Raw genomic sequence first — 13,452 nt, forward strand, 5'->3', positions numbered from 1 at the left:
TACATTCTGTTTACCACATTAATCTGAAATGAGCGATTTGCATGCTGTACTGAAACAATATTGGGGCTATGACCATTTCAGGCCTTTTCAGGAAGATGCTATCCGTTGTGTTTTAGGTGGTATTGATACGCTGGTTCTGCTTCCTACGGGCGGAGGAAAATCGATCTGTTTCCAGGTACCCGTCATGGCCATGGAGGGCGTTTGTATCGTGGTAACTCCACTCATTGCGCTTATGAAAGATCAGGTTGAGCAGCTGAAACGGCGACACATTCCTGCGGCGGCGATCCATTCCGGCATGAACAAGCACGAAATTGATATCACGCTTGATAATTGTATTCATGGCATAACGAAGTTCCTTTACGTTTCCCCGGAAAGGCTCCGTACCGATATCATGATTCAGCGTGCCAAACAGATGAAAATCTGCCTTTTGGCTGTTGACGAGGCGCATTGTATTTCTGCTTGGGGGTACGACTTCCGTCCGTCCTATTTACTTATTTCCGATTTCAGGGATATACTTCCCGGTGTTCCGGTAATGGCGCTCACCGCTACCGCTACCGAGGAAGTAAGGGCAGATATTCTGGATAAGCTTAAAATGAAGTCTGCACGGGTTTTCAAACAATCCTTTGCAAGGGCCAATCTCTCCTACTCTGCCTTTTTGGAGGAAAACAAAGAGCGAAAACTTGTTCAAATATTAAAAAATGTACCGGGAACGGCCATCGTATACGTTCGTACCAGAAAACGGACAAAGGATATTGCTGACTCGCTCGGAAGGAATGGCATAAAGGCGCTCAGCTACCATGCGGGATTGCCATTTAAAGACAGAAGTGACCGACAAATGGGCTGGATTAAAAACCAAACCCGTGTTGTGGTTGCTACCAATGCTTTTGGAATGGGAATTGACAAGCCGGACGTTCGCTCAGTAATTCACTTTGACCTGCCAGAAAACCTTGAAGCGTACTATCAGGAAGCAGGAAGAGCCGGAAGGGATGAGAAAAAAGCTTATGCTGTTGCCCTATTCAATAAAATCGATCTGGAAGAGCTGGCTGAAAGTGTTGAAAGAAAATATCCATCTTTTGAAATCATCCGAGGAGTTTATCAGGCGTTAGCCAATTATTATAAAATTCCTGTTGGCGGTGCAGAGTTTGCAAGCTTCAGTTTTGACATACAGGATTTTACAGGAATTTTCGGTTTACCTGCAAGCGAGACACATTATGCACTCAAATTGCTTGAAGAAGAAGGCTTTATTCAGTTAAGCGAAAGCTTCAACGAGCCCTCCAAACTACATTTTATTGTTGACAACCGGCAATTGTACGATTTCCAGATACGCTACAAGGAGCTGGATTCGTTTATCAAAGTGTTGCTGCGCTTATACGGTGGAGAACTTTTTACTGAGTATGTAAGAATATCTGAAAGTGAACTGGCGCAAATATACTTTGCCCCTCAACAAGAGGTAGTTAAAAAACTACTTTTTATGAAGGAACGTGACATTCTGGAGTACGAGCCAAGGAGAGACAAGCCTCAGCTAACCTTTCTGACTCCCCGATACGATGCGGCTCTGCTTCCACTTAACGTTGTGGAAATTGAAAAAAAGAAAGACCGGGACAGGCAAAAGGCAAAAGCAGTGGTAAATTATGCTTCGCATACACAGCGTTGCCGCACCTTACTCCTTTTGGAATATTTTAATGAATTCGATGCTGATCCTTGCGGAGTATGTGATATATGTATAGCAAACAAAAAGCGGGAGCACAGCATAGATGAGGAGCTCGGTAAGGCAATTTTAAGTTATGTAAAACAGCAGAGTGCGGTTTCGCCCAGAGAATTGAGCATTGCATTTGAAAATGTAGCGGAAAAGATCCTGTTGGAAACGCTGAAAGATCTGATTATAGAAGAAAAAATAGAGTACGACGCCTCAGGGCTACTAACAATAACACACGCATAAATATTTTGAAAAAAGTAAAATACATCACCGCGCTATTATTATCAATTTATGCTGTTTCTGCGTATTCACAGCAAATTCCTGGCTTGCAGAGCAGCAATTATGGAGGATTGTACAGAGCAACTTATAACCCTTCCGTTATAGGCGGATCCAAGCACAAGTGGCAGATCAACATTGGTACCCTTGGTGGAAGCATCAACTACCGTTATTTTGTCTTTCTGGGTAAAAATTCATTGTTATATCCACTACTGGCTTCTCATTCCACCAAGGAGTTATATGGTCGCTCCCGTACGATGGGTTCGCTAACTGAAAAACCGCTCTATCTGGTGAGTGAAATCCGCTGGCCTTCTGCCATGTTTTCCATTGACGACAGGCAGGGTGTTGCTCTGCAATTCAGAACACGGGGTTTTGTAACTGGCAATAATCTTCCCGACCCGATCCGAAACATGTATTTCCGGCGCCTCGACACGGGTGAAACGCCACCAATGAGCGCTCAGCCATGGGGACAATTTAATCTTGTACAACAAAATTTCTCCGAAGTAAGCTTTACCTATGGTATACAACTTCTGGATACAGATGCCCATAAACTTCGTGTTGGTGTGACAGGAAAAAGAGTTTTTGGTGCCAGAATAGGCTATATCAATGCATCCGTAGATCAATTTTCTATTTCGCCCGAGACGGCGAATACTGAAATGAGTGAGTTGCATTTATCCAATTTCACATACGAAAGCGGATATAGCCGACCAACCGAAAAACTGAAACTTGGAAGCCTGTTTGATGCTGATGTAAGTGGAACAGGATGGGGTTATGATCTTGGGGTGACCTATGAACTCGGGAAGTTCTGGAAGAACACCACAGAGCAGTTTGATGAGAACCCACAATATATTTTAAGAGTTGGAGCATCCCTGACTGACGTAGGTAATATACGTTACAAAACAACCGATAGCAGAGTTGTGAGTGGGTTTCAGGAAAAATATATGATGAATCAAGCTGCTTTGGAGGTCATAAGTGACCATGGTCCGCAAGGATTTATGGAACTTTTACCGGCACAGACAGACACTACTTTTAACACTACTGTAAGGCTTCCTCAGGCACTACATCTGGAAGCGGATATTCAGCTTGTAAAAGGTTTTTTCCTTAATTTGTCACAAACCAAACGGTACAAACCCAGGAACAACGAGATCTTTGACATATATCAGCCGGATGTATTTACAATTACACCGAGATTTGAAGACGAGGATTCCGATTTTGCCTTCCCCATTTCCTTCATTCAAGGCAACAAACGTCCTTCCATCGGAGCTGTCGCGCATTTTGGTCCGGTGTTCCTTGGATTTAGTAATATCAATGGGTTGATCAAAAAGACAGGTGCCCGGGGAAGTATGGTCTACTTAGGCTTCACTGCATGGAAACTGAATAGGACGAAGGATAAAAAGCAATAGGTTCTAAAAGGATTTAGCCTGAGTTCCCAATCAAACCTCTTTGCTCTTCTTGCTGAACATAGAGCCTATGCGCGAAAACAGTCGCTTTTCGAACTCCCAGAAGAAAGTAAATTTGCCCGAGATCCAACCCCAAATAAGCAAAACGACCTGATAAAGAGGTAGGATAATGAGGATATTGGCCGTCCAACGCAGCCAGGCAGGAGAAGTATCTGTGAGCCCTACAAAACCGAATAAGGCGCGTTTTATATAAAGAATAGAAAAACCGGTACAGGCAAAAACAATCAAAATGATTAGAACATCCCAACCATTTTTCACATTCCAACGCTGTTTCAGTTTTTCTATCATTGGGTCTTACTCATAAAGAAAACCAAGATTCTCCGGCTTAATTTCCTCCTTATCCAGCGTCAAAAATTCCTCCCAGAAAGGGTCATTAGGAAGTCCGGCCTTACAAATGATAGGCTCTTTTTTTACAGGATGTTCAAAAAATAAGCGTCTTGCATGAAGGTTTATACTTCCGTCCGGATTACCCTTGGGAAAGCCGTATTTGACATCGCCACGGATAGGGCAGTCCATCGAAGCAAGTTGCACCCGAATTTGATGCGGTCGACCGGTTACAGGCGTTACCTCAAGCAGATGAAACTTGTTTATTTCACCCATCCAACGGTAGGAAAGCTCAGCTCTTTGGGAACCAGGCACTTCATAATCATGAGCGGTGGTCACATTTCTTCGCTCGTCTTTGGTAAGCCAGTGCACCAGTTTGCCTTTTTTCTCAGCAGGTTTGTGCCTTACCACTGCCCAATACGTCTTCTGCACGTCCCGCTTACGGAATATCTCATTCATACGCTCCAAAGCTTTGGAAGTGCGCGCAAACACCACTAAACCACTTACCGGACGGTCAAGACGGTGAACTGTTCCCAGGAAAACTGCTCCTGGTTTGTCATATTCCTCTTTGATATAGTCTTTCACCATATCCAAAAGACATTTGTCGCCCGTGGAATCACCCTGAACCAGAATCCCGGGTTCTTTATTGACAATAATGAGGTGATTGTCTTCGTATATAATTTGAAATGGACGCTTCGCCATATTATTAGTTTTATACTTTTTAAAAGGTCAATAAGATTCATCCTTATTAGGAAATGACTTGCTCTTCACATCCTTGATGTAATTTCCTATTGCGTCATGCATGATATCATTCAGCTCAGCATATCGTCTTAAAAACCTCGGTTTAAATTCTTTATTGATTCCCAACAGGTCATGAAGGACCAGAATCTGACCATCTGCATCCGGACCGGCACCAATTCCAACGGTGGGAATACTTATACTTTCCGATACCAGCTTGGTTAGTTTAGAGGGGATCTTTTCCAATACAACAGAAAAGCAGCCCACTTCTTCCAGCATACGCGCGTCTTCTAGTAATTTGGCCGCCTCAGCCTCTTCTTTTGCCCGCACGGTATAGGTGCCAAACTTATAGATTGATTGCGGTGTGAGCCCTAAATGACCCATTACCGGGACGCCCGCGCTCAAAATCCGGGTAATCGAATCCTTTATCTCCAAGCCACCTTCCAGCTTCACTGCATGAGCCCCGGATTCCTTCATAATCCGGATAGCCGAACTAAGCGCTTCCCGTGAATTTCCCTGATAGGAGCCGAATGGCAAATCCACCACAACCAGCGCGCGCTTCACAGCTCTCACCACGGATGTTGCGTGGTAAATCATCTGATCAATGGTGATGGGTAGGGTAGTCTCGTGGCCCGCCATCACGTTGGAAGCGGAGTCGCCCACCAAAATCAGTTCCACACCAGCCGCATCCACAATGCCTGCCATGGAGTAATCGTATGCTGTAAGACAAGAAATCTTCTCTCCGCGAGTTTTCATTTCCTGAATCACATGGGTTGTAACTCGCTTAATATCAGTTTTATGTACAGACATGTTTCGCTTTAAATAATTGTAGAATACAACTTAGATCGAAATCTCAGCTTCGCGCCGAACGCTATCTTCTTATCAACCAGCTTTCCGGGTTTAGACGGGAAGTATTTTTCCAGATCTGGAACTGGAGTTCAGAGGTTCCGTCGCCATCAGTAGCCACACGGCCAATATTCTCACGGGCCTTCACTTTCTGTCCGGGACGTACCGTTACACCGCTCATTTTGGCATAAATCGTCATGTAATTACCATGTTGGATCGCTACAACACTTCCCATGCCCGGCATTTGCGTTACATCCAGTACAACCCCGTCATAAACAGACCTGACAGGATCGCCCGCAGATGTCTGTATATCAACACCCAGATTATCAACCATTACGCCTTTTAAAACAGGGTGGGGGCGTTGCCCGAAGTGTCCTGAAACGAATCCATTTACAGGCCACGGCAGTCTTGCTTGCGAAGCCATAAACGATGACGCCAATGTCGATTCTTCCTCGCTCATACCTCCCGAGGATACAATTGGCGCTTCTTCTTTCGGTTCTTCTGCCACAGCAGCTTCACCTTTCTTTTCCCTCTCTGCGTTTTCACGTGCAATCCGTTCACGTTCTGCCTTTCTTCTTGCCTCTCTTTCTTCACGTTCCCTGCGCTCACGTTCCAGCCTTTCACGCCTTTCTCTTTCTGCAATTCTTCTGATATTGGCTTCAAGCAAATCTGTCGCACGCTTGTTCTCGGCAATTTGCTTTCTCAACTCCACTTCTTTTTGCGAAAGCTCCTTAATTACCTCATTCTGCTTGGTTTTGAGCCCTTCCAACTTGGTATTTTCAGTTACCCGGGTATCCAGAACCGTTTTCTGTTGTGTCTTTTTAGAAGTGATTCTCTGGCGTTCTGCACGAAGTTTGTCTTCAAGCACTTCCATCTCCTTAACCTGGCCCTGCCTTGCCTCCGTGTATTGTTTCAGGTATTTATATCTCAAAACAAACTGGTTAAAAGTACCAGCTGAGAACAGAAACACCAATTGATTCATATAGGCATTTCTTTTGGACGCCTCGTAGATCATGTGTCCGTATTCTTGTTTTACCTTGGCCAGACTTGCAGCAAGTTCCTGCTGTTTCTTTTGCAGCACTCCCAGTTCCTTATCAAGCAACGCAAGGTCATCCGAAAGCAGGTCTATTTGCTTCTTGTAGGTATTGATCTGTTGATTAAGGGCTCTCAATTGACCCAAATTGACATTTTTCTGTGATGAAGTCTGCTTAAGAATGTTTTGAATCTCTCTGATCTTTCCCTGGTTTTCGGATTTTTCACGTTCCAGCTGCTCACGGGATTTTTGTGCAAAAACACTAAAAACCGTACAGAACGAGAAGATCAGTACTAAAATTAAACGACGATAGTGTGATTTATAAAGGGGCATATTTTTTTTTCTTGCGACCTAAAATACCTGAACGGCGGGCAAAGTTAAACAGACTTAACGTTTTGCCCTATTATTTGGGAAGACAATATGGATTTACATCTTGCGGGTATAACCCGAAGGTACGCTGAAAGGGAATCCCGGACTCTGTGACACGAGATCAACTTTGGAATGTTTCAGTGTAATTTTGGTTTCTGAGTTTTGCTGATCTTGGGGTAACTTCACATTCAAGGTAACCAGACTTGTAAATGGGAAAAGCGCATCGCTAATGGTTCGAAAGTCGGCATATTGCAACGTAAAAGTATTTTCCTTACCCGTTTCAATAGCTTTCAGGCTGGAAAGTTTCAGATTGTCGGAAGCGATGTAATTGTTGACACCAATTCGACCCGCATTTTGATTCAGTACATAGAAATTATCCTCCTTTGTAAAAGTATCGCCCACTCCCGGCGGAAAAGGCAGATTCCCGATAATAATCGATTGGAGCAAGGAAAAGTTAAGTTCAAAGTTGAACCTCTTACTCAATTGCTCATAAGTAAATACAAAGTAGTTCTTGTGAAATTTATCCATGAATACAATCGAATCCCGTGTGATCAGTCCGCGCGCCACTTCAAATCCTACGCCTGTCACTGAAATCCAGATCAGGCTGTCCTTTTTCATCCGGATGTTGACATTGGTATTGTCAAAATTCTGCTTTTTACTATCAAATGAAAACTTTGACTTCGCTGTCAGGTATTCAAATGAAACTTCATTCACCTTCACCGGCTCCACTGTTTCTGCCACTGCAACAGAATCTCTGCGGGAAGAGTCGACAGCAACAACTGTTGAATCTTTAACAATCAGACCTGCCGTTTTTGAAGTACGGTTTTTATGACATGCCGAAAGCGAAATGACGCTTAACAACATAAACCATACCGTTATTTTATTGCTCATGTAGTGCTCCGGTTGCTATTTTTTTATCAAGAAGTTCGGTGGTTTCACCCATCTTTTTGGCCTTTCTCCACTGAGCCACGGCATTTTCCCGTTCGCCAAGTTTAAAAAGCACATCGCCATAATGCTCAACAATTGTACCACTCACAGCAGCACTGTCAGTCAGCATTGCCTTTTCCAGATAAGTCTTTGCCTTTTTATAATCTTTAAGAATATACAACACCCATGCATGCGTATCCAGATAAGTAGGATTGTCTTCATGCATTTGAACCAGCTTCGACGACATTTTCAGAGCCAGATCCAGTTTTTCTTTACGTAACGACAGGAAATAACTATAATTATTCAGCACATGGTCGTTATCGGGATTTGCTTTTAATGACAACTCATAGGCTTCATCAGACTTGGCGTGATTTCCCAAACCATTGTAAGCGTCGCCCATTTGAGCATGTATAAAAGGCACCATATCCGGTTTGTCTGTGATCAATTTCAGGCTTTCTTCAAGCGATGAGATCGCTTTGGCATAATCCTTCTTCATCAGATGTGCGGTACCGTTGGAATACCACAGCATTCCCTGATTCGGAAAGACTTCCAGCGCCTGTTCTGAGTGTACAAGCAGGCTGTCAACCTGGTTAAGTTCGCCATCCAGCTGCAACACCGCTCCCCATATTTCGTATACGGATCCATCGAGCCTGGTTGCTTTGGCATACATGTCACGTGCCTCCGCTTTTTTGCCGGTACGCATGAGCATATCCGCATAAATAACATTGGTTTTAGACTCGTTAGGGTGTGTCTCAACCAGCTGTCGGGCCAGTTGCAGCGCATCCTTCATTTCCTCCTCGGTTTTAAGCATTTTCAGATAGCCCGACAGAACTCTGATTTTTGGTTCAGCCTCTAAGTTCGAATTTGCAAAAACCAGTTTCAGCTCCCTATTGCACTTTTCAACATCTCCGTTTCTGCGATAGATATCGGCAAGCAGCACATGCGCCTGAGCCTCATCCGGATTAATTTTCAGAGCTTCTTCAAGCGGAACAATTGCCTCTGCCAACCGATCATTGGCGATCAGTATTTCGGCCATTTCAACCCTGTAACTTACTTCGCTTGGCTCCGCCGCAATCAGCTTTTTGGATTCGGAAAGAGCCTTTTCCAAATTGTTTTGTCGTAAATAAAGTTGCTGTTTCTGCCGCGTAATTTCTTCGGTAACACCTATTGATTTTTCCAGACGGTCATACGTAGCAATGGCTTTATCAAACTGGTCATTAAACACATAAATTGCCGCAAGCTCAATTCCGTATTGCAGATTTTCAGGACTCTTCCCTGCCAGAAATTCATATATCTGAGCAGCTTCCGCATATTTTCTCTTTTTGGCGTACAATTCAGCAAGTTGCTGCGCGTAAAATATGTTTGTTTTATCAAGATCATATGCCTTTTTCGACGCCACAATGGCATCATCCGCTCTTTCAAGTTTTATCAAAGCGGTGGCAAGCATGTAATGACCTGCACCTTTACCAGGTGTCTTTTCTATGAGTTTTTCGAATATTGGGAGGGCCTTGGCCGGTTCATCTTTCATCATGAACTTCATCCCTTCGGTGGCAAGAGACTCTTCTTCTAAAAGCTGCTCCATACTCCCGGAAGTTTCAGGCTGCTTTTCCTTTTCTTTGCCACGCCGTTGCGCACTGGCAATCTGATCGATTCCGGAGGCGATAAACAAGCCGGTCAGTAGGAATATTTTAAAGAGTTCTGTCCTCATAATTTATCTTATCGCCAATCAGATAGTGAGACAGATCGGCCGTTTTCTGGTAAACAGCAAAGGTATCAATTTTTGTTCTGTTTGATCCGTAAACGGACTCATAAACAAGAATAGTAACGACAAAATATGCCTTATTCTTGTACTATAATCCACTATTGGACAGAATACTCGTACCGGACAGCCCCAACACGTCCATCGCTGCTCAGCACATTCGCTCTTACATCCATGGGCGCCACCGCGTCGCTGCCGAAATAAGAAACCTTCACCTTGCCGTCTTTGCCGGTGCGAAGCATAGGCGCCCAAAACACAGTTGAACGGAAATCAGGGCGGGCATCTTCCTGCCGGGTTACATCATACCGAGGCATATAAAACACCCTGGGCGTATTGTATCCAGCAATGGAGGTGACCAGTACACCCGGGACAACTTCCTGTGAATAGTCGTAATTGACGTTGCCTCTTTTTGTGTAGATGGCAATGACACCGTTTCCGCCGCGACTACCATAAATAGCCGCCGATGCTCCCTTTAACACATCTATTGATTCTATATCATTAACATTCAGCGAAGTAACCAGATCCTTTTCGACAGGCATTCCGTCCAGTACAAATTGTGGTTCTCCCTGATTACCCCGAATAGATACCGAGGCATTCATGCCCTGCCCGGTTACCTGCACACCGGCAACTCGCCCGGCAAGCATATCGAGCACGCTAAATGCACTGGAAGCCATCTGTTGGGTCACTTTAATTGTGGCGTCCGCATTGCTGTATAGTTTTCGGGTATCCCTTTCAACCTCTTTTTTACCTTTGATTGTCACTTCATTCAGAAGCTTTTCCCTGTTGGCTCTCACCTTTCTGACAATTTCCTGATATTCCTCTGCTCTTTTCAGATAAGCCTTCAACTGCTCGGCTTCTACCGTTACCGGATAAAAAGGAACTTTTACAATTGTGGTTTTGGGTGGCTCAAAAAGATTTATCAAAAACGATAGATTTTGGTTTCCCTTTTTATTCATTCCCTGCAAACGTGCAGATAATGAATCAGTAAAGATCATATTGTGAATTTCGAAAAATCCCATTTCGTTGGTTTCCTGTGCAAGCATGGTGCTCACGCTATCGCTGTATAAGAATATGGACAGCATCACTTTTTCAGAAACTGCCCGATTATTCCGTTTCACTTGTCCGGCCAGTGTGATTCCCTGTTCCACATATCTTTTTGGTGCCGGGAGCGAGTCCCGCATCACATCCTGCCAGGTAAAACGGCTCCATCCCTGCGTCATCATCAGATAGTCCATATGGAGCTTACGCTCCGTTTTGGTTTGGTCGAAATAATAGGAGGGTTGTTCCACAAACCCCTTAAGGTCCGAAGTGAGCAGCAAGTAAGAAACCAGGTCGTTGCTGAACGGCTGCTGCGCAATTTGTCCGGCATCCGTTACGGCAACAGAAAGGTTTGCCTCCACCGGATTGCCCGACGTATCCGTAACCATAATTTCCATTTCGGTTTTCTCACGTGGTTTGTATGATTTTTTATCCATATTCACCTTGACCTGTAAACGGCTGTTGTGATCTATGAAAACCAGCCTTTCGCACACGGGCCTGTTCTGATCGTCAAACAGCGTGAGATGGGTAATACCTTCGGGCAGGTCTTTTTTATTGAGATTTAAACGCAGACTTTTTGATGAAACCTTTCCTTTCGCCACAAAAGCAACGATACCTCTGGAATGGCCAACCACGTGCACATTCCGTTCTTTTCCGTCAGGAGCATTGTTATAGACCAAAATGCGCATAGCAGATGGGCTTGAACTATTGTCCACCAAAAGCGCGTACCCATTGTCGGAAACCTGCGGGAGCTCAAATTGCTGTAATTGACCACCTTTTTTTCGAACATAGGCGGTATATTTCTTTCCCTTTTCCGGCGTAAACTGGATCCTGCCCAATCCCAGATGTTCGCTCTTAAAAGAAACAATGGTATCCTTATTCTGGTCAAAAATAAAGCCATTCACGTCCGCCCCAAGTCCATTGCCATTGACAGCCTTAAAAGCCAGTCGACTGCTTATACCCGACAAAAGCTGCCCTCCCTCAGGGAAAAACTGTACATCAAGTACTTCATTCGAGACAGGTTCAGGATGAATTTCATTGTCGAAAATGTAGATGTCTTTTTCAAAAAAATAATCTTCCGAAAAGTTGCGCATCCAGTTGGTGTAAGCACGAATGGTATAGGCGCCGTAGGGCAGGGGAGCAGCCAATGTGATGTCTCCATAACCAACTCCTCCATCCAGCCTCACTCTTCTCTGCGCTACATTTTTACCCGTACGTTGTTCGATCAGATCTACATATAAAACCTGGCTCGCGCTATCGGATTGATGCAAGGCACCATCCACAAGATATCCTTTAAACCAAAGCGTATCGCCTAGTGTATAATAGGGTTTGTCGAGATGCAGATACGCTTTTTCCTGAGGATAAACAGCTCGAAACTTTTGAAGCTGTTCTGTAATTCGCCGTCCGAAGTCTTCATCAGCATATTGAAATGCAGTGAATAACAATGCAACGATTGGTATAAACCAAAGCTTTTTAAGGCGGAGGAATGACATATTTTTCTGGCTATCTAAACTATTTTATGCATTCATACAAATATCAGCACTCATGCATTTTCCAGTAAAGTAATTGAAATCCTGATGATACTCCTGGTTACTTCACTTTTATCTATTCAACTTCCTCACCAACAAATACACCGGATAACTCACAATAAGAAACAGCAATGCGTACTGACTGCTGGGCAAATCCTGCACTACTGCGCTTACGAGAAATGCTATGGATAAAATAAGCATAATAACGGGCAGTATAGGATAAGCCGGAACTTTCCACGGACGTGGAAGCAATGGTTCTTTTTTGCGCAAAGCCAAAAGTGATGCAAACCCGGATGTATAACCCAACACGAAAAAGAAAGTAGCAATATCAGAAAGCTTTTCACAAGCTTCTTTCCCTACCAAAATCAGCGCAATAGCAACGCAGGAAGTAATTAACATCGCTTGCGAAGGCGTACCACCTTTGTTGACTTTGGTGCCTCCTTTCAGGAAAAGTCCGTCGCGGCTCATGGAATACAAAACCCTCGGATTAAAGAGCAATTGCGCATTCACAATACCAAGTATGGAAATCATCAGAAACAAGGTAACGATCTTACCAGAACCTTCACCAAAAATCAGCCTGATTGCATCCGCCGCTGCCAGTTTAGACTGTGAAAGTTCATTCATGGGCAGTACATATAAAATCGCCAGGTTACAAAGCAGGTAAATCACGATGATTAGCAAAACCCCGCCAATCATGGATTTCGGTAGATTTTTGGACGGATCCCGGTCTTCCTCAGTAAAATAGGCCGCTGTATGCCAACCATCGTAAGTGTAAAAAATGGCTTGAAGAGAAAACACAACGGGCGCAATCCAGCTTCCGCTCTGAATAATCCGGCTGGTAGTGAGCTGCGCTTCTTCTGGTGAAATTTCTTTGCCGTAGATGTAACAGATCGCTACAAAAGCAAATAATCCCACACCTTTCAAAACGCTCATTACATTTTGAAACGTACTTGCCAGCGCCAGTCCGAGCCAGTGTACACCGGAAAGTGTCGTTAAAATTCCTGCTGCTACATAAGGTTCGTATCCAACGAGCGACGGAATGAGCAAAGCCAGATATTCACTCATGGTATAAACGCCAAAACCCAAGGCAGAACAGGTACCGAGCCAGCTATTAATACCTACAACAAATCCGGCATAATTGCCAAATGCGCGCTGAGCATAAACATACCATGCACCAGCTTTTGGCACCGAAGTCCCCAATTCAATGGTACATAGTGTTCCTAAAAATGCATACAGACTCACAAGCAACCACAAACCCATAATGAGCCACGGATCGCCAAGTTGTTCAGCAATGGGACCTGGTTTACGGAGTATACCGGTTCCGATGGTGCCACCCACAGTTACGGCAATACCGAAACCCACACCTAAGATTTTGAATAATTCAGTTTTTGCAGAAGGTTGTGACATTTAAAGGGCGTGATTGTGCTTTCCGAAAATAGCAAAACTTTTTGTTTTTG

General features: G+C 44.2%; 10 protein-coding genes. 2 read left to right on the forward strand and 8 right to left on the reverse strand.

Annotated features, from left to right (window positions below):
• The first annotated feature begins 28 nt into the window (after window positions 1-28).
• Together LZG71_RS28025 and LZG71_RS28030 are read left to right on the forward strand one after the other, a co-directional pair.
• Window positions 29-1,939, forward strand: a complete 1,911-nt coding sequence (locus LZG71_RS28025; RefSeq protein WP_233826139.1) for an ATP-dependent DNA helicase RecQ — start codon at window positions 29-31, stop codon at window positions 1,937-1,939.
• Window positions 1,940-1,944: 5 nt separating this feature from the next.
• On the forward strand, window positions 1,945-3,375 hold the full coding sequence (locus LZG71_RS28030; protein WP_233826141.1) for a DUF5723 family protein: 1,431 nt from the start codon (window positions 1,945-1,947) through the stop codon (window positions 3,373-3,375).
• Window positions 3,376-3,405: 30 nt separating this feature from the next.
• Here LZG71_RS28030 and LZG71_RS28035 read toward each other — a convergent pair whose 3' ends face one another.
• From LZG71_RS28035 to LZG71_RS28070, 8 genes are all read right to left on the reverse strand, one after another.
• Window positions 3,406-3,720 carry a DUF6787 family protein gene (locus tag LZG71_RS28035; RefSeq protein ID WP_233826143.1) on the reverse strand — a complete coding sequence of 105 codons (315 nt, stop codon included), beginning with the start codon at window positions 3,718-3,720 and terminating at the stop codon, window positions 3,406-3,408.
• 6 nt (window positions 3,721-3,726) lie between these two features.
• The gene (locus tag LZG71_RS28040) at window positions 3,727-4,458 is read right to left on the reverse strand and encodes an RluA family pseudouridine synthase (RefSeq protein WP_233826145.1); all 732 of its coding nucleotides are present in this window, start codon (window positions 4,456-4,458) and stop codon (window positions 3,727-3,729) included.
• Between the two features lie 27 nt (window positions 4,459-4,485).
• Window positions 4,486-5,304 (reverse strand): 3-methyl-2-oxobutanoate hydroxymethyltransferase, encoded by an 819-nt coding sequence (gene panB / locus LZG71_RS28045; RefSeq protein WP_233826149.1) that lies wholly within the window; start codon window positions 5,302-5,304, stop codon window positions 4,486-4,488.
• Between the two features lie 61 nt (window positions 5,305-5,365).
• Window positions 5,366-6,706, reverse strand: coding sequence for a murein hydrolase activator EnvC (locus tag LZG71_RS28050; RefSeq protein WP_233826151.1), 1,341 nt, complete (start codon window positions 6,704-6,706; stop codon window positions 5,366-5,368).
• A gap of 93 nt (window positions 6,707-6,799) precedes the next feature.
• Complete coding sequence (locus LZG71_RS28055; protein WP_233826153.1) at window positions 6,800-7,633, reverse strand: DUF4292 domain-containing protein; 834 nt, start codon at window positions 7,631-7,633, stop codon at window positions 6,800-6,802.
• Window positions 7,623-9,377 carry a tetratricopeptide repeat protein gene (locus LZG71_RS28060; RefSeq protein WP_233826157.1) on the reverse strand — a complete coding sequence of 585 codons (1,755 nt, stop codon included), beginning with the start codon at window positions 9,375-9,377 and terminating at the stop codon, window positions 7,623-7,625. The genes LZG71_RS28055 and LZG71_RS28060 overlap by 11 nt, the downstream gene beginning before the upstream one ends.
• 152 nt (window positions 9,378-9,529) lie before the next feature.
• Window positions 9,530-11,959: a TonB-dependent receptor plug domain-containing protein gene (locus tag LZG71_RS28065; protein ID WP_233826161.1), complete on the reverse strand. Its 2,430-nt coding sequence runs from the start codon at window positions 11,957-11,959 to the stop codon at window positions 9,530-9,532.
• Window positions 11,960-12,067: 108 nt separating this feature from the next.
• Window positions 12,068-13,402 carry an APC family permease gene (locus tag LZG71_RS28070; protein WP_233826164.1) on the reverse strand — a complete coding sequence of 445 codons (1,335 nt, stop codon included), beginning with the start codon at window positions 13,400-13,402 and terminating at the stop codon, window positions 12,068-12,070.
• Window positions 13,403-13,452 lie beyond the last annotated feature (50 nt).

The organism is Dyadobacter sp. CY312, from assembly GCF_021390535.1.
Lineage (GTDB): Bacteria > Bacteroidota > Bacteroidia > Cytophagales > Spirosomataceae > Dyadobacter.

What these genes read in the sequence shown, in the direction of transcription:
- LZG71_RS28025 (WP_233826139.1), top strand. Translation starts at nt 29, where the DNA reads ATGAGCGATTTGCATGCTGTACTGAAACAATATTGGGGCTATGACCAT.
- LZG71_RS28035 (WP_233826143.1), bottom strand. Translation starts at nt 3,720, where the DNA reads ATGATAGAAAAACTGAAACAGCGTTGGAATGTGAAAAATGGTTGGGAT.
- LZG71_RS28040 (WP_233826145.1), bottom strand. Translation starts at nt 4,458, where the DNA reads ATGGCGAAGCGTCCATTTCAAATTATATACGAAGACAATCACCTCATT.
- panB (WP_233826149.1), bottom strand. Translation starts at nt 5,304, where the DNA reads ATGTCTGTACATAAAACTGATATTAAGCGAGTTACAACCCATGTGATT.
- LZG71_RS28050 (WP_233826151.1), bottom strand. Translation starts at nt 6,706, where the DNA reads ATGCCCCTTTATAAATCACACTATCGTCGTTTAATTTTAGTACTGATC.
- LZG71_RS28055 (WP_233826153.1), bottom strand. Translation starts at nt 7,633, where the DNA reads ATGAGCAATAAAATAACGGTATGGTTTATGTTGTTAAGCGTCATTTCG.
- LZG71_RS28060 (WP_233826157.1), bottom strand. Translation starts at nt 9,377, where the DNA reads ATGAGGACAGAACTCTTTAAAATATTCCTACTGACCGGCTTGTTTATC.
- LZG71_RS28065 (WP_233826161.1), bottom strand. Translation starts at nt 11,959, where the DNA reads ATGTCATTCCTCCGCCTTAAAAAGCTTTGGTTTATACCAATCGTTGCA.
- LZG71_RS28070 (WP_233826164.1), bottom strand. Translation starts at nt 13,402, where the DNA reads ATGTCACAACCTTCTGCAAAAACTGAATTATTCAAAATCTTAGGTGTG.